Genomic DNA, 18945 nt, shown 5'->3' on the forward strand with positions numbered 1-18945 from the left:
CGCGAGTACCTCCTCCTCAAGAGCCGCCCGGGGGACTGGGAGTTCCCCAAGGGCGGGGTTGAGGGCGAGGAGGAACTCCAACAGACCGCGATACGCGAAGTGAAAGAGGAAGCGGGCATCGAGGACTTCCGACTGCTCGACGGGTTTCGAGACGAGTATGACTACGTCTTTCAGGCCAACGGCCAGACGATCCACAAGACGGTCCACCTGTTCATCGCCAAGTCCTTCGAGGCCTCGGCCGAGCTTTCGACGGAACACCGCGACCTGCAGTGGCGCGACTACGAACAAGCGGTGAACACCATCACACAGGACGGCCCGCGCGACATCCTCGAAGACGCCCACGAGTTCCTCGACGAGGGCGGCTACTGACCGTCCGGGCGCTCCGGTGGCCGGGTGGCTCTCCCTCGGAGCCGTGTCGGGCTCCGAACAGCGCCCGGCTCGCCGAACGAGGACTGAAACGCCCGGGGGCCATAGAACCGCCATGACATCTCGTCTACGGGGGATCCGATGAGCGCGCGGTCCGGTCCGGGGAGGGCGCTCGGACTGATCCTGAAACGCGTTCGGGGCTTCTGGGAGTACTACCGCCGTTATACGACCACCGCGATCCACGCGGCGGCGACGGCGGCGCTGACGGCGTTCGGCCTGTTGATCTTCATCGACCCCTCGTTCGCGTGGCTGGCGATCGCCTCCTACGTCCTCCCGCCGGTGGTGCTCTACGCGATCGGGGTCGATACCGGCGACGATCCATCCGGTGGCGTCGGACGGTCCGATGGCGCCGATCGACCCACGGGAACCCGGGCAGCCGTCGCCGACGGATCGGATCACGACGCCGATTCCGACGGTGCGGACGCGGATGTCGATGGTCCCGACGCGGACCACGACGGGATCGACCGCGACGCGGACGGCCCGGATCTCGACCACGACGGTCCCGACCGCGATAGCGACGGCCCCGATGCCGACGCCGACGGTGCGGACGGGGACGCCGACGGACCGGACCTCGACCGCGACGGCTGAGTGGCTCCCGTCGGGTGGCTTCGAACGACTTAGGCCCGTCGCGGACGGAGCTGTGCGCATGACGTGCGAGCGGATCGACCACGAGTTCGGCTTCGAGCTCCGGGTCTGTCGGTGGGTCGAACGCCGGTGGCCCCCCGAGGGCGGTCGACGGGTGCCGGTCGTGGTTTCGCGCCAACTCGGCACCCGTGACCGGCGCTGGGACACGATCGTCCTCGAAGTCGATTCGGAGGGACTCGAACGCCGCTCGCGCTTCGGCCGCGAGCGGCTCGATTCGGACCTCCTTTTCGTCGTCCGGAACGCGCCCGCCGAGTGGAGCTACTACCGCGACGTCCTGCCGGATCCGGGCTACCCGTGGCGCTACGTTCGAGAATCGATCCACGAGGCCGACGAGCGGGGGATCCTCGACACCAGAAAACGGAGCAATAGGATCGAGATCCGCCGACGGTTCGAGTATCCCGACTGGCTATCGAGAGTCATCGCTATCGAGAACAAACCCGACCTGGACGCGAGCGCCGCCCGCGCGCTGTCGGACCAGTTGGAGCGTGACGTGGCGATGGCGCTCGCCGACGAGGTCTGGGTCGCCACCCGTGCGACGGGCGAGCGCGTCGAACCCGCCTTGCTGGAGGACCTTCCCGTCGAGGTCGGGATCCTCGTCTTCTCGGAGGGCGAGGCGAGCGTGCGCTGGCACCCCCGTCGGCTCCCCCCCGAGAAACCGGGAACGAGGATCACGGAACGTCCCTCGGGAGGCGATCACGACCGCTCGGCCGCCCGCTTCGAGTACGTTTCCTCCAAATGGAAGGCCGACAAACGCCTCGCGATCGCAGAACGCGCCTACGAGCGGGGCTGGCGCTCCTACGTCGACACGATGCGCCCGGACTGTCGACAGTTCGAGGGGCGGATCGATTCCGGGGCGCTCGTCCCCCACTGCGCGGCGAAATGCCACGAACCGACCGCCGTCGAGTGTTCGGGCTCGTGTCCGGAGTTCTCCCCCGAGCCTCCCGCGTGGCGCACGAAGGGCTGGCCCATCGAAGGCGGGCCCGGCAAGGGGATCCGGCGAGTGCTCGACCGCCGCCGGGAGCGCGCCCGCTCGCGAGCGACGGGGGCTACTCGAGGATCTCGACGGTGACGTCCTCGCGGGGGGCCGTCTTCCGGAACGTGGGGACGGTCCGGTACTCGACCTCGACGATCCCCTTTCGCTTGAGACTCTGGAGCGCCGAGCGCACGTCGCCGGCCTCGGGGTCGATTCCGAACTCCGAACGGAGGTCCTGTAGCACCGAGACCACGCTCTGTGAGCGCTCGTCGGGACCTGCAAGCACCTCGAAGACCCGCCCCTGGAGTTCGGGCACGCGGATGACGGTTCCCCCATCGCCGCCCTCGATGCCGGGGTCGACGTCGACGAGGTCCGCGGCGTCGGGCGTGGCCCGGATGAGACTGTCCTCGTCGCGGTAGTAGTACGCAGAGAGCTCGTTTTCGAGGTACTGGTGGACCTCGCTGCCGCTTTCGAGCCCCCAGCGCTCCTGGAGTTCGCCGTTCTTCGTCGGCTGAAGCGCGACGACGTCCGCGAGGCGCTCCGTTGCCTCCTCCGAGAGTGTCATTGCCGGACGCTACGGGGAGGTGATACGTTATTCGTTCGTTCTCCGATTGGCCAACGCTTAGGGCGGCGGCGGACGTCGTCGCGTCCATGACGGACAACGTCACCATCGAACGCGAAAACGACGTCGCCACGATCACGATCGACCGCCCCGACAACCTCAACGCGCTCAACGTCAACACCCTCAAAACGCTCGATCACGCCCTCGACGAGACCGAGGACGCCCGCGCGCTCGTCCTGACGGGCGCGGGCGAGGACGCCTTCGTCGCCGGTGCGGACATCGAGTACATGAAGGAACTCTCCGTCGAGGAGGCCATGGCCTACGCCGAACTCGGCCACGAGATCTGTGATCGAATCGCGACCCACTCCGCACCGGTGATCGCCGCGATCAACGGGTATGCCTTCGGTGGCGGTTGTGAGCTCGCGCTGGCCTGCGATCTCAGAGTCGCGAGCGAGAACGCCGTGCTCGGCCAGACGGAGATCGATCTGGGGATCGTCCCCGGCTGGGGCGGTACCCAACGCCTCTCGCGGCTCGTTGGCGACGCAGCGGCGAGGAGAATGGTTTTCCTCGGTGAGCGACTGGACGCCGAGGCCGCCGCCGAGATCGGGCTGGTCGGCGAGGTCGTTTCCCAGGAGGACCTCGATTCGGTGGTCGAGGAGATGGCCCAGCAGTTGGCCGCGAAACCCCGATTCGCGCTCGCCGCCGCGAAGGAGGCGCTCAATCAGGTCCACGAGGGCCCCCAGTCGGCCGGCCTCGACTACGAGAAGCGCCTCTGGAGCGGCCTCTTTGGTACCGACGACCAGCGCGAGGGGATGGCGGCGTTCGTCGAGAAGCGCGACCCCGAGTTCGAATGAGTTCGACGGTTCTCGTCACCGACTTCGACTTCCCCGACCTCGACATCGAGCGGGAACTCGCCGGGGAGGCGGGCATCGACCTCGAAACTGCGGCCGCCGACGGACCCGAGGACGTGATCGAGGCTGCCCGTGGGGTCGACGCGGACGCCCTGCTCGCCCAGTACGCGCCGATCACCCGGGCGGTCTTCGAGGAACTCGACCTCGCGGTCGTCGGCCGCTACGGCATCGGCGTCGACAGCGTGGACCTCGAAGCGGCGGGCGATCACGGCGTCCCGGTCGTGAACGTCCCCGATTACTGTCAGGACGAGGTCGCCGAACACGCCCTCGCGTTGGCCCTGTCCTGTGTCCGCGAGACGGCCCGGTTCGACGCCCGGATCACGGACGGGGAGTGGGACTGGACGGCCGGCAGGCCCATCAACCGCCTGCAGGGCGCGACGGTCGGCTTCGTCGGCTTCGGGTCGATTCCCGAGTGCCTCGCCGCCAAAGCGTCGGGGTTCGATTTCAAATACCTCGCGTACGACCCCTACCGCTCGGTAGAGGAACTCGACGAGGCCGGCGTCGAGAAAGTAGGGTTGGAGGAGCTCCTCGAACGCTCACGGATCGTCTCGGTCCACACGCCGCTGACCGACGAGACCCACGAACTGATCGCCGCCGAGGCCTTTGCGACCATGCGTGAGGACGCGGTGCTCGTGAACACCGCCCGTGGAGCGGTCGTCGACACGACGGCGCTCGCGGCGGCGATCGAGGCCGGCGAGATCGCTGGTGCCGGATTGGACGTCCTGCCCGAGGAACCGCCCGAGGAGTCGGCGCTGTTTGATCTGGAAGACGTGGTCCTGACGCCCCACGTGGCGTGGTACTCCGAGGAATCGATCACCGAGTTGCGCGAGACGGTCACTCGCGACGTGTTGTCGGTGCTGGCGGACAACGAGCCGACCAATCCGGTGTAGCCGTTTAGTCCTGCGGGACGGGCTCGGAGTCGGTAGCGGATGCCCCGGGACCGACCGTCTCCTCGACCTGCGTATAGACCAGTCCGAACCCGATCACCGCGAGGCTCGCGCCGACCGCGAAGGGCACTACGAACCCGAGACTCACGAGAAAGCCCGCCGAGAGTGGCCCGAGGGCGACCCCGAGGCCGAACGCCATCGTCAGCACCGACAGTTTCGTCCCCGAGTCCCCGCCGGTCGCCAGATCGCCCGCCAGCGCGAGCGCCGGGGCGAACACCATCGCGCCGGCGACCCCCTGGGTGAGTCGAACGACGAGCATGAGCCACGAGTCGAGTACGATCCCCTGTGCGAGCGTCGAGGGTGCGAGCAGGACGAGTCCCGCGAGGATGAACGGCTTTCGACCCCAGCGGTCGCTCGCCCGGCCGATGGGAACCTGCAGGAACACCTGTGAGATGATGAACGCGGCGAACTGCACCCCGAACCAGGTCGAGCCCTGATCGAGGCGGGCGTTGATCTCCGGCTGGAGGGTCGCAAAGAGCGCGATCCCGATCGCCATGAACAGCGAGGCGACCCCGAGGGTGAAGACGGGATCGAGCCCGCCCTCCCCGTCGAAAACGTCGATCGAGAGGTCTTCTCTCGTCCGTTCGAGCTCGGCGGGGTCGTGGACGAGCACGGAGACGAGCGCGAAACTCAGTGCAGCCGCCCCGGCGGCCACGTAGAAGGTGGCCTCGAACCCGCTGAGGTCGAACCCCAGAATCGAGTAGGGGCCGGCGTTGACGAGTACGCCCGCGGCGACCGGGCCCGCGCCGAAGCCGACGAGTCGAAAGGTGTTGTAGACGCCCATGTTGCCGCCGCGGGTGCCCGCGCCCGCGAGTTCGTTGACGAGGGCGACCGACGCGGGGATGATGAAGGCGATCGACACCCCCTGAAGGGCCCGCAGGACGACCAGCGAGAGGTACGAGCCCGCGAAGAGGTAGAGGAGGTTGGCGGTCGTCAGCCCGCCGAGCCCGATCAGGATGTAGAACTTGCGTCTCCCGGTTCGATCGGAAACGCGCCCCGTAAACGGCTGGGAGAGGCTGCTGACGAAGCCGACGAGCGAGAGGACGATCCCGATGAGCATCGATTCGGTCAGCCCGAAGGTCCGGCCCTCGACGACCCCGCTCGCGATGTAGAGGGGGAGTACGATGATGAGAAAGGAGTTGCCGACGCCGTCGGCCATTCGGGCCATGGCGAGCGCGAGGATGCGTCGGTCGGTTTCGAAGAGCGCCACACCGGCCCTATGGACGGGGTGGCTATCAGCCTGCTGTTCGGCGAAGGACTAAGCCCTCGGCCGACGTACGTGGTGACATGACACGGGAAGTCAAACTGAGCCGGGTCGACGAGGAGTTGGAGGCGCTTTCATATCCGACCTCGCGGGACGACGCCGCGAACGAACTCGACGAGGTGACGCTCCTGCTCGCCGACGGCGAGGCGAACCTCGGCGAACTGGTTTCGGAGACCGGCAGCGACTCCTATCGCTCCGCGGAGGACCTCAAAACCGAACTCCATAACTCCCTTCCCCGCGAGGCGGTCGGCGAGCCCTACCAGTCTGAAGGGGAGGGATAGCGCGATTCGGGGCGCTTAATTGACTGGGTACGATAGGCAGGACATGGAATTTTGCGATGAATGCGGCTCGATGATGATGGGAGAGGGAGACGTCTGGATCTGTAAGAGCTGTGGGAACGAACAGCCAAAGGGCGACAGCGCCTCGTATACGACGACCGACGCCCAGGAGGAAAGCGAGGTCATCGAGACCGACGCCGGGAACAGCGGCCTGCCGACGACGAGTGCGCGGTGTCCCGATTGTGGCAACGACCGCGCCTACTGGTATATGCAGCAGATCCGGGCGGCCGACGAGTCCGAAACCCGATTCTTCGTCTGCACCGAGTGCGAGCACAAGTGGCGCGAGGACGACCACTAGCTGCGCAAGGACTTTTTAGGCACCCGATCAATCTTCGGCCATGGGACCCCCTCGCGGCGATCCGCCCCCGACGACGGTTGAGTACGAGCCCGTCAGCGTCAAGGACCTGCTCGTCGAGATGAAGGACACCTCCGAGCTGCTGATCGACCTCTCGTACTCGGCGGTGCTGTTGAACGACGGGACCGTCGCCGAGGAGGTGCTTCGTCTCGAAGAGCGTATGGACGTCCTCCAGCTTCGTGCCCGGATGAGCCTGCTGATGGCCGCGCGAAACCCCTCCGACGCAGAAGCGCTCGCGCCCGTGTTGGGGATCGTCAGCGGCGCCGAGAAGATCAGCGACGCGACCGGCGACATCGCGAAGGTGGTCCTCCAGGAGATCGGCCTCCCGGGTGCGATGCGGGCGGCACTCCCGGACGCGATCGAGACGCTCGTCCGAACCGGCGTCGCCGCCGACTCGCCGTACGCCGGTCGGACGCTTCTCGATATCAACCTCGAATCCGAAACGGGGGTCCGGGTGATCGCCATCCGCCGGGGCTCGGAGTGGAACCTCAATCCCGGCCCCGAGACCGAGATCCGGGCCGACGACGTCACTCTGTTGCGGGGCCCGGACCCCGGTATCGAGGAAGTCTACGCGACGCTTTCCGGCGAGCACTACACCCCTCCCGAGGCCGCCGACTCGGAGATCGAGGACCTCGACCGGGCGGTCGACTCGATCGTCCTGATGAAGAACTTGAGCGAGCTCGCCGTCGATCTCGCCTACGGCTCGATCCTCTTCGACACCGTCGAGCTCGCGGAGGAGGTCAACAACCTCGAAGTCGAGGTCGACGCGCTGCGCTCGCGCTTCGAGGCCTGGACGCTGCGGGCGGCCGCTGACGCACCCGATCCCGTCTCGCTTCGGGGCCTGCTTCACCTGGGATTCAGCACCGAGGAGATCAGCGACGCGGCCCTCGAGATCTCCGAGGGCGTCCTCCGGGAGATCGAGGTCCATCCCGTCGTCGAGCTCGCGGTCCAGGAGAGCGACGAGATCATCGTCCGGGTGAGCGTCGAGCGGGGGAGCCGACTCGAAGACACCTCGCTGGTCGAGGGCGTCCCCGAATCGGACGTGAGCATGAACGTACTGGCCGTGCGCCGTCCCGAGGAGGGGTGGATGCTCGTCCCCGACGCCGACACCGAACTGCAGGCCGGCGACGTCCTGATCGCGAAGGGGACCCGGACTTCGGCCGAAACGTTCCGCGAGCTCGCGGCGGCCTGAGTCGAGGGGCACTCGAACCACGGCGGTCAGTTATTCGACCGTTCTCGGTAGGTTTAACATCGAATCGATCGATCCCCGCCTATGGGCGCTCGTGAGGAGTTCCTGTCGATCTATCGCGAGGCGCTCCCCGTTTTACTGGTCGCGCTCGGCGGCGGGCTGTTCGCGGGATTGGTCCTCGAGGTTGTTCTGGGGAGCGTCGAGCGGTTTCCCGGGCTGCTCGTGATGGTGCCGGTCTTTCTCGCTACCCGCGGGAACGTCTACGGGGCGCTCGGCGGGCGGATCGCCAGCGGGCTCCACCAAGGGCTGATCGAGCCCCGGTTCGAGCGAAACGACCGCCTCGTGAACGCGGTCGTCGCCTCCTTCGTCAACGGGATCGGGATCTCCATCGTGATCGGGGTGCTCACACGGCTCGCGCTGTTCGTGCTGGGCTGGGAGTCCGCCACGCTCTACGAGTTCGTCGGAATCATGCTGATCGCCGGCACGCTGACCTCCGTCGTCATGATCGTCGGTCTCCTGGGGTTGATCTTCGCGGGATACAAGCGCGGCTACGATCCCGATAACCTCGTGGGGCCCTCGGTCACCACGCTCGGCGACGTCTTCGGGATGCTGTTCATGCTGCTGTCGATCGGGATCGTCGAGGTGGTGGTCCCGTGAGCGCCACCGAATCGCTCGGCTCGTGGGAGGCCCGTCACATCGTCGCCACCATGTTCCCGCTTCTGGTGGTGCTCTCGATCGTCGTCCTTTGGGCGGGCATCACGCTCCAGAGCGCCGAGGAACTGCTCGAACGCTACGGTATCCTCGCCGTGATGGTGCCGACGATGATCAACCTCGGCGGGAACCTGGGGGCGATCCTCTCCTCGCGCCTCTCCTCGCGGCTCCACCTCGGGACAACGGAGTTCGACCCCCACGACGAGGTGCTGTGGGCGAACGTCGGAGCGATCCTCGCGCTCGCGGGAACGGTCTTTACCGCGCTCGCCGTCGGCGCGTACCTGTTGGGGGCGCTCCTCGGGATCGGACTCCCGCTGACGACGCTGCTCGCGATCTCGCTGCTCAGCGGGATGACGGTGGCGTTGATCGCGATCGTCTTCGGTATCGCCGTGACCTACGCCTCCTACCACCTAGGTATCGACCCTGACGACACGACCATTCCGATCGTCACGAACGTCGTTGACGTCTTCGGGATGCTCGTCTTCCTCGGCGTCTCGGCGCTCGTACTCGGGGTTTAAGCGGAACGCGACCCTGAACTAATCGCTCGATGGTCGGAATTTCTTAATAATTCATACAACAGAAATAATTATGTGCCAATGTGTGGTCCCACTAGCCAGGTGCCGAATCACTGCACACGTGAGAACGACAGATAAGGCCTAGACAGGGCGGCGAACCGGTTCACTCCGTCGAATATGACGAGGACGAGGACCTCTCCTTTGTCGTCATCGAGACGGTCGCCGCCGTCTCCGGCGTTCCACCGGGTGCGATCGGTCCAATCGGTGACGTCCTCGACCCCGAGGCGTTGTGCGATCTGTTCGGGCCGCGCGCCGACGGCCGGGCGCGCACCGGGGGCGTTGTCTCCTTTCGCCTCGAGGACTACCGCGTTGAGATCGACGCCGCCGCGTGCGAACTCCTCGTCTACGAGTGAGTTCCGTCACCCGTTTCGCGCGAACACCAGGTAGCCCGAATGACCCACGGGGCCGGTGCTCGGGCGCGTTCCTCTGGAATCGACGTCGAGTTCGCGCTGGACCGTCTCGACCGCCCGCACGTCCGAGAGCCCCTCTCGGGCGGTTTCGACGACGTCCCGTGTCGCCTCGACGAACGGCGAGTAGACCGCGAGAAACCCGCCGGGAACGAGCAGTTCGTCCGCCCGCGCGACCACCGCGGAGGCGTCCTCGGTGTCGAGCGTGAGCGCGTCGAAGCCCGACAGCTCCCCGATCTCGTCGGTCAGGTCGCCGGTTTGCACCGTCACGTTTTCCGCAACGCCGCCGAGCGCGACGTTCTCCCGGGCGACCTCGGCGAAGTCGGAATTTCGCTCGTAGGTCAGCACGTCGGCCCCGACCCGGCCCATGTACGTCGCCAGCACGCCGGTGCCGGTGCCGGCGTCGAGTACGCGGTCCCCGGCGGCGATTCCCGTCTCGCCGAGGACGAGTCCGACGTCGCGGGGCAGCATCGGCGCGCCGGTGCGCTCGAGGTGGTTGAACAGGTCCGGGCCCCGCAGGTGACGGACTCGGAACTCCTCGCCGAGATGACTCTCTAAAACGTCCCCCGGCGCCGCGTCCTCGGGAATCTGGACGATACCGAGGTCGGTCTGGAGCTCCTCACCGGGCTCGCGGAGGTACTCGCGGTCGCCGTGGACGAGCAGGATCACTTGGGCTCTGCTTCGAGCGTCTCGACCGCGTTCGCCAGGTCGCCGTCGGCCTCCTCCAGGGCTTCGCGGGCGTCGTCCTCGCTCGCGCCCGTTCGCATTGCGACGATCTCGATGTCGTCTGCGGGAATGTCCGCGTCCTCGATCGCGGCGTCCTCGCCCGCGTCCGAACTCGAACTCGATCCCGACCCGGCCTCGCGGGTCTCGGGCTCGCCGACGATCTGGTAGGTCTCCTGGCCCTGAGCCTGGATCACGGTGACCTCGGCGTCGGTAAAGACGAGCTCCTCGCCGTCGCCGGTGCGGATGACGATCTCCTCGGCGTCGAGCTCCTCGGTGTCGATGCCCATCTGTTTCATCATCTGTTCCATCTTGCGCGGGTCGAGCCCGCCGCCGCCTCCTCCGAACATACCCGCACGTCGGGTTACGGAGGGAAAAACGTGCCGAACCCCCTCAATCGTCACATCCCTCGCGCACCGTCACGGCCACGCCGGTCTCGAACGCCCCCATCGCGATCGCGGGCAGTTCCACGCGCCCGACCGCGAGCAGGTCACCCGACTCGTGGACGACACAGACCTCGTCGCCCGGGCGGATCTCCGGGTCCGCCTCGGTGACGAACTTCGAGAAGACGTTCTTACCCTCGCGGACGAACGGTTCGGACTCGTCGCCGACGACGACGCGGTTCGCGGGGGCCGAACCTATCCCGAGCAGCCGCCGCCCTCCCTCGGTTCCCAGGGTAAAGCGGCCGTCCGCGCCCAGCGAGACGAGCCGCCCTTCGGGGGCGTGGACCTGCCGTGGCCGCCCGGACTTCGAGCGCTCGATCCGGAGGTCCCCAGCAAAGAGCGCCTCGCCGACCCGATGGCCGAACTGGTAGTCAGCGATCCGTACCAGCCGCTCTCGATCCTCCGGTTGGCTCACGAAGGAGGGTAACAGCCGCCGTACAAGAGCGCTCCGTTTGACGGTCGGGGCCGTTACGAACGCCGCTCAGCGTGTTTGGTGAGAATTATATAGGGACGCCGACTAACGGGTACCATGGCTTCGGACAAAACGAAAACCATCGCGGGTGTGATCCTGCTCGTCGTCAGCGGGGCGCTGCTCTTCGCAAGCGGTATGGACAACCTCTCGATCCCGATCGCGCTCGCCGCGCTTGCGACGACCGGGCTCGCGATCGGGTCGCTGCTCGTCGGCACGACCGGCGAAGGCCCCGCCGTCTGAGTTACAGCAGGAACCTCTCCTCGTGGTCGGTCAGATCGACGAAGGAGTCGGTGGCTTCGACCAGCTCGTCGGCCGTCGAGGGACCGAGCGCCATCACCTCGACGCGCACGCCCTGATGGCGGAGGTGCGAACAGAGCCTCGAGAAATCGCCGTCACCGGTACAGAGCACGACGGTATCGACGTGCGGGGCGAGCGTCACGGCGTCGAGGCTCATCCCGACGTCCCAGTCGGCCTTCTTCGAGCCGTCGCCGAAGGTCTTGATGTCCTTGATCTTCGTCTCGAAACCGATGTCGATCAGCGCCTCAAAGAAGCTCTCCTCCTCGGGCGAGTCCGCGCGGATCACGTAAGCGATCGCGCGGGTGAGTTCGCGGCCCTGGACCGCCTCTTCGAGGAGCGCCGAGTAGTCGATGTTCCGCGAGTAGAGGCTGTGGGCGGAGTGATAGAGGTTCTGTGAGTCGACCAGCACGGCGACGCGCTGGTTCGGGTGGACGACCGTCATACTCGTCCCTCTCGTGCGGGCGATAAAACGCTTCGTTTAACTCATCAGGACCTAGTCTGAACGGAACATCGTGAGAACAGCGTCGTTCGTCCGGGTCGCAAGGGCTAAGTGGACGGCCGACGCGAATAGGGATATGACGCGACCGGCACGCACGGGATCGGAGGCCGACAGCGTGTCGCCCAGCGCTCTTTTCAAAAAACGCGTGTGAGGGTGGGCTTCCGGCGGGGGTAGCGACCCCGTCCGTGGCCCGTTCCGGGATCGCACGCGAACCGTCTCACCGACTCACAGAAACCACCGACATGACAGCACACGACACTTACAGCGGCGTCTTCCCGGCGATGGTGACGCCCTTCAACGACGACGGCAGCATCGACTTCGACTCGCTCAGTGCCGACGCCCAGCGCCTCGAACGCGCGGGCGTCGACGGCCTCGTTCCGGTCGGCTCCACGGGCGAGAGCGCCACCATGACCCACGACGAACACGTTCAGGTCGTCGAAACCGTAAGCGGCGCGGTCGAGAACGTCCCCGTGATCGCCGGCAGCGGGTCGAACAACACCGCCGAGGCCCTGGAGCTCTCCGAGCGCTCGGCGGAAGCGGGCGCCGACGGCCTGCTTCTCATCTCGCCGTACTACAACCGTCCCGAACCCGAAGGAATGGAACACCACTACAGGACGATCGCCGACGCGGTCGACTTGCCACAGGTCATCTACAACGTGCCCGGCCGAACCGGGCGAAACATCGCCGTCGAGACTGCCGCCTCGCTAGCCGACCACGAGAACGTCGTCGGGTACAAGGCCGCAAGCGGCGATCTGGCGCGGATCAGCGAGGTCGTCGAGCGCACCCGCGAGGCGGACTTCAGCGTCCTCTCCGGTGACGACGCGATGACCCTGCCCACGCTGTCGGTCGGCGGGACGGGCACCATCAGCGTCGTCGCGAACGTCGAACCCGAGCGCACCTGTGCGATGGTCGGCGCGGCGCTCGCGGGCGATTACGAGCGCGCCCGCTCGCTGCACCACGAACTCGGGGGGCTGATGCGGACGCTCTTCGCCGAGTCGAACCCCATTCCGGTCAAGGAGGCGATGGCCATGCGCGGCCACTGCGAGCCGTACCTGCGCTCGCCGCTCTCACCGGCCTCCGAGGGGGTTCGCGAGGAGCTGGAGGAGCTGTTGAGCGATCTCGAATCGTCGTCCGCGGTCGAACTCGAAGCATGAAGGTCGCCGTGACCGGTGCCACGGGCCGGATGGGTCGGGAGGTGATGGACGCCGCCCGCGAGGCGGACCACGAGGTCATCGGGGTGAGCCACAGCTCGGCCGGCGAGTACGCCGGCGTGGACATCGAGCCCGCCGACGAGTTCGGAACGTTGCTTTCCGAGCACGACCCCGACGCGACCATCGACTTCACGCTGCCCGACCCGAGCGTTTCCTACGTGCAGGATTGCGCCGAGGCCGGCGTCCCGGCCGTCGTCGGCACGACCGGCTTTTCCGACGACCAGTACGAGGAGCTGCGCGCGGCAAGCGAGGAGGTCCCGGTCCTGCAGGCGGCGAACTTCGCCCGCGGGATACAGGGACTTTTGAGCGCCGTGCGCGAGGCCGTCGCCGCGCTCCCGGGGTACGACGTCGAACTCACGGAAACCCACCACAACGGCAAGCGCGATGCCCCCAGCGGCACAGCGAACCGCGTGCTCGACGCCATCGACGATGTCCGAGGAGACTCGCCGCGAGTCCACGGGCGCGAGGGCGAAACGCCGAGGGAAGAGGGCGAGATCGGCGTCCACGCCCGGCGGGCGGGCGACATCACGGGCGAACACGAGGTGTTGCTCGCGGGCAACCACGAGGAGGTACGTCTCACGCATCGTGCGGGCAGTCGCGGCGTGTTCGCGGCGGGGGCGGTCGAGGCCGCCGAGTGGCTCGCGGGGCGCTCGCCGGGATGGTACGACTTTTCAGACACCCTGCCCGATAGCCAGTCATGACACTCGAAACCGAGGTCTCGGCCCTGTGGGAGCAGTACCAGCGAGACGACGTCAGTTCCGAGACGGCGACGACCGACCACCTCGACACGCTGGACGCGTTTCTGGCCGCCCTCGAATCGGGCGAGGCCCGCGCCGCCGAGAAACGTTCGGGCGAGTGGGAGGTAAACGAGTGGGTCAAGCGCGGCATTCTGCTGAACTTCGGGCTGCGAGAGACCCATCCCCGGACCTACGGCGACGTGACCTACCACGACGTGCTCCCCCTGCGCGAGACCGCCGACTTGGGCGAGCGCGGCACCCGGAATACACCTGATGGAACGGTGATCCGACGGGGCGCGTATATCGGCAGCGACGCGATCCTGATGAGTCCGGCGTTCGTCAACGTCGGTGCCTTTGTCGGAAGCGGCACGCTGATCGACTCCTGTGATACGGTCGGCTCGTGCGCCCAGATCGGCGATAACGTGAAACTCGGCGCGAACACGCTGATCGGGGGCGTTCTCGAACCCGTCGAGGACGCGCCCGTGATCGTCGAGGACGGTGTTTCCCTCGGTGCCGGCTGTCGGGTCACCAGCGGGTTCGTCGTCGGCGAGGACTCCATCGTCGGCGAGAACACCCTGCTCACCCCGCGGATCCCGGTCTACGACCTCGTCGAGGAGGAGGTCCTCTACGGCGAGCTTCCCCCCGAACGCCGTGCCTTTACCCGGTACGTCGAGTCCTCGCTGGGCGATCACGACCTCTTCGAGGGCGGGGCGTACAAGCCCGCAGTCGTCGCGCTGGACGTCGAGGACGGGACTCTCGATGCGACCCGCCGGGAGGAGGCCCTGCGGGAATGAATCCCCCGGTGCGGCGGCTCGAAGAGTGGGACACCGCCCGACTGGCGGAGTTGGCGGCTACCCATGGAACGCCGCTGTACGTTCAGGACCTCGAACGGGTCCGCGAGAACTACGCCCGGATGGCCGAGGCCTTCCCCGAGGGTCGGGTCATGTACGCGGCGAAGGCAAACACCGCCGCCGCGGTGCTGCGGACGCTCGTCGAGGTGGGTGCGGGTATCGAGTGTGCCTCCGCGGGCGAGGTCGAACGCGCGCTCGCGGCGGGAGCACCCCCCGAACGCGTGCAGTACACCGCGGTCAATCCTCCCGAGGGAGACCTCGACTACGCGGTCGAGACCGCCGACGAGCACCCCGAGCTGACGATCACCGCCGGGGCCGCCGATACCATCGACCGGCTCGCCGAGCGGGGCTTTTCGGGTCGTCTCTGTCTCCGGGTCAACCCCGGCGTCGGCGCCGGCCACCACGAGAAGGTCTCGACGGGGGCGAACGCGAAGTTCGGCGTGCCCATCGAGCGCGCGCCCGACCTACTGGTCGAGGCCGACGAGCGGGGCTTCGACGTCGTCGGGATCCACGCCCACGCCGGCAGCGGGATCAGCGGCGAGGACCTGGCGGCCCACCGCGAACTCGTCTCGCGGATGGGCGAACTAGCTCGAAGAACCGACCTCGACCTGGAGTTCGTCGACGTCGGCGGCGGGTTCGGGGTGCCCTACCGCGAGGGGGAGGAGCCCCTCGATCTACAGGCGGTCGCCCGTGCGACCCGGGAGGCGCTCGGGGAGGTCGAGGCCACCCTCGCCGTCGAGCCCGGACGCTACCTCGTCGCGGACGCGGGCGTCCTGCTCACCCGAATCAACACCGTCAAATCCGCCGGCGAGGAGCTGGTCGTCGGCGTCGACGCGGGGATGACGACGCTGGCCCGGCCGGCCATCTACGGTGCTCACCACGCGATCCGGTCGCTGGCCGAGGGCGAGGGCCGCGACACGGTCGAAGCGACCGTGACGGGACCGATCTGCGAGAGCGGCGACGTCTTCGGCGAGTACGAACTGCCCGTTCCCGTCCGGGACGACCTGCTCGCGGTCGGCAACGCGGGGGCATATGGGTATGAAATGGCCAGCCAGTACAACAGCCGTCCGCGGCCCGCGACGGTCGTGGTAGAGGGCGAACGGAGCGCGGTGGACCGCCGCCGCGAGACCGTCGCGGACGTGAGGCGGCTCGACGGAGGGGCGCCATGGCTGTAGCCGTCGAGAAGTACCACGGGACGGGCAACGACTTCCTCGTCTGCGAGGCCGACGCCTCGGTTCCTGACTGGGGCGAGTTCGCGATCGCCCACTGCGACCGGGAGACGGGCGCCACGATCGGCGACCGACGAGGTGCCGACGGCGTGTTGGTCCTCTCGATCGAGGGCGAGCGGGTGCGAATGCGCCTCTACCAGCCTGATGGCGGCACCGCGGCGATGTGTGGCAACGGGGCGCGCTGTGCGGCCCAATGGGCAGCGAGACGGCTCGGAACCGACGAGTTCGTCATCGACACGCCCGCGGGCGAGCGCCGGGCCCGCGTGGGCGAGGATACCATCGCAATCGAGATGGGCGTTCCCTCGTTCGCCCCCAGCGACGTCCCGCTCGCGCGCGAGGAGCCGTTGATCCGCGAGGACGTCGAGGGCTGGGAGGTGACGGCCGTGAATACGGGAGTTCCCCACGCCGTCGTCTTCGTCGACGAGGTTGCGGAGATCGACCTCGCGGCGATGGCCCCGTCGATCCGCCACGCCGAACGCTTCCCCGAGGGCGCGAACGTGAACCTCGCCGCCGCACGGGACGGGGGGTTCGACGGGCGGACCTTCGAGCGGGGCGTCGAGGGCGAGACCCGCTCGTGTGGGACCGGCGCGGTCGCCATCGCGGCGGTCGCGAAGCGACTCGGGCTCACGGATGGCGAACAGGTACGAGTCTCGCCGCCGGGCGGCGAACTGCTCGTGGACGTACCCGACGAGGGGCCGGCCACCCTGTCGGGCCCCGTCGAGTTCGAGGGACGGGGCGAGGTGCCGGCGCCGTGAGCACCACGCTCGACCCGATCGACTTCCTTGAGAGAGCGGTGGGGATCCCCTCGAATGAGGGCGTCGAGGAGATGCGCGAGTTCCTGTGTGAGACCCTCGTTGAACACGGCGTCGAACCGCGCGTCGACGGGGCGGGAAACGTCCTCGCCTCGCGGGGAGAGGGTTTGCCCCATACCCTGCTGAACACCCACATCGACACCGTCTCGCCGCACGTCCCCTTCGATCGCGCCGGCGAGGTGATCCGCGGGCGCGGGTCCTGTGACGCGAAGGGGCCGCTCGCGGCGATGCTCGCGGCGTTTCTCGGATGCGAGCCCGACGGCCGGATCACGCTCGCGGTCACGCCCGACGAGGAGACGCTCTCGACGGGCGCCCACCACCTCTCGCTCGAATTCGACCGGTGTATCGTCGGCGAACCCACGGATCTGGATGTCTGTATCGCCGCGAAGGGTCGGTTTCAAGGGACGCTCACCGTTCGCGGAAAGAACGCCCACGCCGCCGAACCCGAGACGGGAACGAACGCGATCTCGGGGGCGGGACGCGTCCTCGTCGCCCTCGAATCGTTCGACGCCGACGCCGATCCCCATCCCGATCTGGGCGGCCCGACGCTCACGCCGACGATCATCGAGGGCGGGACCGCGACGAATCAGGTGCCCGCCGGGTGTCGGATCACCCTCGACCGCCGGAGCGTCCCGCCCGAGACCACCGGGGAGTTCGCCGACGCGCTCGGGGCCCACCTCGAATCACACGTTCCCGATGTCGACGCCGAGTTCCGGTTCACCGAACGCGAGACGCCCTTTTTGGAGGCGTTCGAGACCGACCCCGGTGAGCCGGTCGTCGAGGCGCTGCGGGCGGCGGGTGCGGGCGACCCACGTCCGTTCACCGCCGCCACGGAGGCCTCGTACTTCGCGAACGAGGCTCCTACTGTGGTCTTCGGGCCGGGCGTGCTCGCCGACGCCGAGGGCGCGGTTGCCCACGGCGATCGGGAGTACGTTCGGATCGAGCGGGTCCGGTGGGCGGCCGAGGTTTTGGAGGGGGCGCTCGCCCGGCTGCACTGATACCCTTTTCACGCTACCGGAGCCGTTCGACGTCCTCCGGTGGCTCGCCGAACTCCTCGGGATGACAGCAGGCCGCGAGCCGCTCGGCCGCGTCGACAAGCCGGGGGCTCCAGCGGTTCAGGTAGCTCGCGCCGTCCATGGCATAGGCACGTCCGTTCCGGGCGGCCGACAGCCCCGCCCAGCCCTCGCGCTCGGTCAGCTCCTCGCTCCGGGCGATGGTGGCCTCGACGTCGAACCCGCAGGGCGCGGCGACGAGCACCTCGGGATCGTATTCGACCACCGAGGGCCATTCGACCTCGACGGTCCGGTCGCCGGGCTCGGCGAGCCCGTACTCGCCGCCCGCGATTTCGACCAGCTCGGGCACCCAGTTGCCGGCGGCGATGAGCGGGTCGAGCCACTCGAGGACCGCGACCCGCGGGCGATCCAGTCCCTCCGTTCGCGCCTCGATCCCCGCCAATCGATCGCGAAGCGTCGCGTTCAGCTCCCCCGCCCGTTTCTCGCGTCCGACGGCCTCGCCGACCCGCTCGATACACGAGAAGAGGTCCTCCAACTCGTTGGCGTCCAGGCCGACCACGTCGGGATCGCCGTCCAAGTCGCCGAGGACCTCGTCGACGAGGGTCGTATCGACCGCACAGACCCCACAGACCTCCTGGCTCAGGATCAGGTCGGGCTCGGCGTCGCGAAGCGTCCCGACGTCGAGGCGGTAGACGGTCCCCTCGGCGCTCACGGTCCGCACGCGGTCGTGGCGTTCGGCGCTCGACCCGCCGCGCACTCTGGAGAAATCGATCGACGGCAGGTCCTCCACTCGCGGCGGGTAGTCACAGGCGTGCGAGACGGCGACCGGGTCGATCCCGAGCGCACACAGGATCTCCGTTCCCGAGGGCGAGGTCGAAACGACGTTCATGCGTCGAGTGGGTTCTGCGGACTCCTAACCGTTGAGGTCGTCGACCAGCTCGTCGGCCAGCCCGGTGTAGCCGGCCGGGGACAGGGCGAGGAGCTCCTCGCGAGTCCGCTCGTCGACGTCGATCTCCCGAAAGAGCTCTTTGAAGTCGTCGAGAGATGTGCGCCGCCCGCGCGTCAGTGCCTTCACCCGCTCGTAGGCGTCGGTGTGACCCTCCCGTCGGAGAATCGTTTGCACTGCTTCGCCGATCACCTCCGGGTTCTCATCGAGCTCCTCGCGCATGACCGCCTCGTTGGGCGTCACTTTTCCTAGCCCCGTCTCGCATTTCCCGTAGCCGATCAGGCAGTGGGCGAGCGCCGCGCCGATGTTCCGTTTCACCGTCGAGTCCGAGAGGTCGCGCTGGAGCCGCGAGGTGGTGACGTAGTCGGCGAGGAACGTTAAATCAGAATTGGCCTTCGAGAGGTTTCCC

25 protein-coding genes and 1 pseudogene are annotated in these 18945 nt (G+C 67.8%); 18 read left to right on the plus strand and 8 right to left on the minus strand.

Features of this window, described 5'->3' with window-relative positions:
• The 3 genes from EAO80_RS14210 to EAO80_RS14220 form a co-directional block, all read left to right on the plus strand.
• On the plus strand, positions 1-369 hold a 369-nt coding region (locus EAO80_RS14210), incomplete at its 5' end, for an NUDIX domain-containing protein (RefSeq protein WP_122090535.1).
• A 138-nt stretch (positions 370-507) separates the two neighbouring features.
• Entirely contained in the window at positions 508-1014 is a 507-nt protein-coding gene (locus EAO80_RS14215; RefSeq protein WP_122090536.1) for a hypothetical protein, read from the plus strand.
• A gap of 58 nt (positions 1015-1072) precedes the next feature.
• The gene (locus EAO80_RS14220; RefSeq protein ID WP_122090558.1) at positions 1073-2140 is read left to right on the plus strand and encodes a DUF5787 family protein; all 1068 of its coding nucleotides are present in this window, start codon (positions 1073-1075) and stop codon (positions 2138-2140) included.
• On the opposite strand, the gene EAO80_RS14225 is transcribed toward EAO80_RS14220, so the two are convergent.
• Positions 2118-2609, minus strand: a complete 492-nt coding sequence (locus tag EAO80_RS14225; RefSeq protein ID WP_122090537.1) for a DUF5797 family protein — start codon at positions 2607-2609, stop codon at positions 2118-2120. The two genes, EAO80_RS14220 and EAO80_RS14225, sit on opposite strands and share 23 nt — an antisense overlap.
• 86 nt (positions 2610-2695) lie before the next feature.
• Here EAO80_RS14225 and EAO80_RS14230 point away from each other — a divergent pair, with 86 nt between their 5' ends.
• Both EAO80_RS14230 and EAO80_RS14235 read left to right on the plus strand, forming a co-directional pair.
• Positions 2696-3460, plus strand: a complete 765-nt coding sequence (locus tag EAO80_RS14230; protein WP_122090538.1) for an enoyl-CoA hydratase/isomerase family protein — start codon at positions 2696-2698, stop codon at positions 3458-3460.
• Complete coding sequence (locus tag EAO80_RS14235) at positions 3457-4407, plus strand: C-terminal binding protein (RefSeq protein WP_122090539.1); 951 nt, start codon at positions 3457-3459, stop codon at positions 4405-4407. The genes EAO80_RS14230 and EAO80_RS14235 overlap by 4 nt, the downstream gene beginning before the upstream one ends.
• Before the next feature lie 4 nt (positions 4408-4411).
• On the opposite strand, the gene EAO80_RS14240 is transcribed toward EAO80_RS14235, so the two are convergent.
• The gene (locus tag EAO80_RS14240) at positions 4412-5632 is read right to left on the minus strand and encodes an MFS transporter (RefSeq protein ID WP_368280549.1); all 1221 of its coding nucleotides are present in this window, start codon (positions 5630-5632) and stop codon (positions 4412-4414) included.
• 119 nt (positions 5633-5751) lie between these two features.
• On the opposite strand from EAO80_RS14240, the gene EAO80_RS14245 reads away from it, so the two are divergent.
• The 6 genes from EAO80_RS14245 to EAO80_RS14270 all read left to right on the plus strand — a co-directional run bounded on the left by EAO80_RS14245 (position 5752) and on the right by EAO80_RS14270 (position 9249).
• Positions 5752-6009 (plus strand): DUF5789 family protein, encoded by a 258-nt coding sequence (locus tag EAO80_RS14245; RefSeq protein ID WP_122090541.1) that lies wholly within the window; start codon positions 5752-5754, stop codon positions 6007-6009.
• A gap of 43 nt (positions 6010-6052) precedes the next feature.
• Positions 6053-6364 carry a transcription factor S gene (locus EAO80_RS14250; protein WP_122090542.1) on the plus strand — a complete coding sequence of 104 codons (312 nt, stop codon included), beginning with the start codon at positions 6053-6055 and terminating at the stop codon, positions 6362-6364.
• Positions 6365-6404: 40 nt separating this feature from the next.
• The gene (locus EAO80_RS14255; RefSeq protein ID WP_122090543.1) at positions 6405-7613 is read left to right on the plus strand and encodes a potassium channel family protein; all 1209 of its coding nucleotides are present in this window, start codon (positions 6405-6407) and stop codon (positions 7611-7613) included.
• 81 nt (positions 7614-7694) lie between these two features.
• Positions 7695-8267 carry a magnesium transporter gene (locus EAO80_RS14260; protein WP_122090544.1) on the plus strand — a complete coding sequence of 191 codons (573 nt, stop codon included), beginning with the start codon at positions 7695-7697 and terminating at the stop codon, positions 8265-8267.
• 50 nt (positions 8268-8317) lie between these two features.
• Complete coding sequence (locus tag EAO80_RS14265; RefSeq protein WP_122090559.1) at positions 8318-8839, plus strand: magnesium transporter; 522 nt, start codon at positions 8318-8320, stop codon at positions 8837-8839.
• 131 nt (positions 8840-8970) lie between these two features.
• Positions 8971-9249 carry a HalOD1 output domain-containing protein gene (locus EAO80_RS14270; protein WP_122090545.1) on the plus strand — a complete coding sequence of 93 codons (279 nt, stop codon included), beginning with the start codon at positions 8971-8973 and terminating at the stop codon, positions 9247-9249.
• Between the two features lie 6 nt (positions 9250-9255).
• Here the strand turns inward: EAO80_RS14270 and EAO80_RS14275 are convergent, their stop codons facing one another.
• The 3 genes from EAO80_RS14275 to EAO80_RS14285 are packed head-to-tail and all read right to left on the minus strand — an operon-like array spanning position 9256 to position 10884.
• Complete coding sequence (locus EAO80_RS14275; protein WP_122090546.1) at positions 9256-9972, minus strand: methyltransferase domain-containing protein; 717 nt, start codon at positions 9970-9972, stop codon at positions 9256-9258.
• Positions 9969-10376, minus strand: coding sequence for a nascent polypeptide-associated complex protein (locus EAO80_RS14280; RefSeq protein WP_122090547.1), 408 nt, complete (start codon positions 10374-10376; stop codon positions 9969-9971). Before EAO80_RS14280 ends, EAO80_RS14275 begins: the two co-directional genes overlap by 4 nt.
• Before the next feature lie 43 nt (positions 10377-10419).
• The gene (locus EAO80_RS14285) at positions 10420-10884 is read right to left on the minus strand and encodes a PUA domain-containing protein (protein ID WP_122090548.1); all 465 of its coding nucleotides are present in this window, start codon (positions 10882-10884) and stop codon (positions 10420-10422) included.
• A 114-nt stretch (positions 10885-10998) separates the two neighbouring features.
• Here EAO80_RS14285 and EAO80_RS14290 point away from each other — a divergent pair, with 114 nt between their 5' ends.
• Positions 10999-11181 (plus strand): hypothetical protein, encoded by a 183-nt coding sequence (locus tag EAO80_RS14290; RefSeq protein WP_122090549.1) that lies wholly within the window; start codon positions 10999-11001, stop codon positions 11179-11181.
• A gap of 1 nt (position 11182) precedes the next feature.
• Here the strand turns inward: EAO80_RS14290 and EAO80_RS14295 are convergent, their stop codons facing one another.
• The gene (locus tag EAO80_RS14295) at positions 11183-11680 is read right to left on the minus strand and encodes a LabA-like NYN domain-containing protein (RefSeq protein WP_122090550.1); all 498 of its coding nucleotides are present in this window, start codon (positions 11678-11680) and stop codon (positions 11183-11185) included.
• Between the two features lie 299 nt (positions 11681-11979).
• On the opposite strand from EAO80_RS14295, the gene dapA reads away from it, so the two are divergent.
• From dapA to EAO80_RS14325, 6 genes are read left to right on the plus strand one after another with little or no spacing between them, the layout of a single operon-like run.
• A complete protein-coding gene (gene dapA, locus EAO80_RS14300; protein WP_122090551.1) occupies positions 11980-12891 on the plus strand; it encodes a 4-hydroxy-tetrahydrodipicolinate synthase in 912 nt (303 codons plus the stop codon).
• Positions 12888-13649 carry a 4-hydroxy-tetrahydrodipicolinate reductase gene (gene dapB, locus EAO80_RS14305; protein ID WP_122090552.1) on the plus strand — a complete coding sequence of 254 codons (762 nt, stop codon included), beginning with the start codon at positions 12888-12890 and terminating at the stop codon, positions 13647-13649. Before dapA ends, dapB begins: the two co-directional genes overlap by 4 nt.
• Positions 13646-14479, plus strand: a complete 834-nt coding sequence (locus EAO80_RS14310; protein WP_122090553.1) for a 2,3,4,5-tetrahydropyridine-2,6-dicarboxylate N-succinyltransferase — start codon at positions 13646-13648, stop codon at positions 14477-14479. Before dapB ends, EAO80_RS14310 begins: the two co-directional genes overlap by 4 nt.
• Positions 14476-15711, plus strand: a complete 1236-nt coding sequence (lysA, locus tag EAO80_RS14315; protein WP_122090554.1) for a diaminopimelate decarboxylase — start codon at positions 14476-14478, stop codon at positions 15709-15711. Before EAO80_RS14310 ends, lysA begins: the two co-directional genes overlap by 4 nt.
• Positions 15702-16520 carry a diaminopimelate epimerase gene (dapF, locus tag EAO80_RS14320; RefSeq protein WP_122090555.1) on the plus strand — a complete coding sequence of 273 codons (819 nt, stop codon included), beginning with the start codon at positions 15702-15704 and terminating at the stop codon, positions 16518-16520. The genes lysA and dapF overlap by 10 nt, the downstream gene beginning before the upstream one ends.
• Complete coding sequence (locus tag EAO80_RS14325) at positions 16517-17575, plus strand: M20 family metallopeptidase (protein ID WP_122090556.1); 1059 nt, start codon at positions 16517-16519, stop codon at positions 17573-17575. Before dapF ends, EAO80_RS14325 begins: the two co-directional genes overlap by 4 nt.
• Before the next feature lie 13 nt (positions 17576-17588).
• On the opposite strand, the gene EAO80_RS14330 is transcribed toward EAO80_RS14325, so the two are convergent.
• Together EAO80_RS14330 and EAO80_RS14335 are read right to left on the minus strand one after the other, a co-directional pair.
• Complete coding sequence (locus tag EAO80_RS14330) at positions 17589-18479, minus strand: ABC transporter substrate-binding protein (RefSeq protein WP_122090557.1); 891 nt, start codon at positions 18477-18479, stop codon at positions 17589-17591.
• A gap of 24 nt (positions 18480-18503) precedes the next feature.
• Positions 18504-18945 (minus strand): annotated as a pseudogene (locus tag EAO80_RS14335) (adenylosuccinate lyase); the annotation flags it as partial.

The sequence above is a fragment of the Halalkalicoccus subterraneus genome, from assembly GCF_003697815.1.
GTDB lineage: Archaea > Halobacteriota > Halobacteria > Halobacteriales > Halalkalicoccaceae > Halalkalicoccus > Halalkalicoccus subterraneus.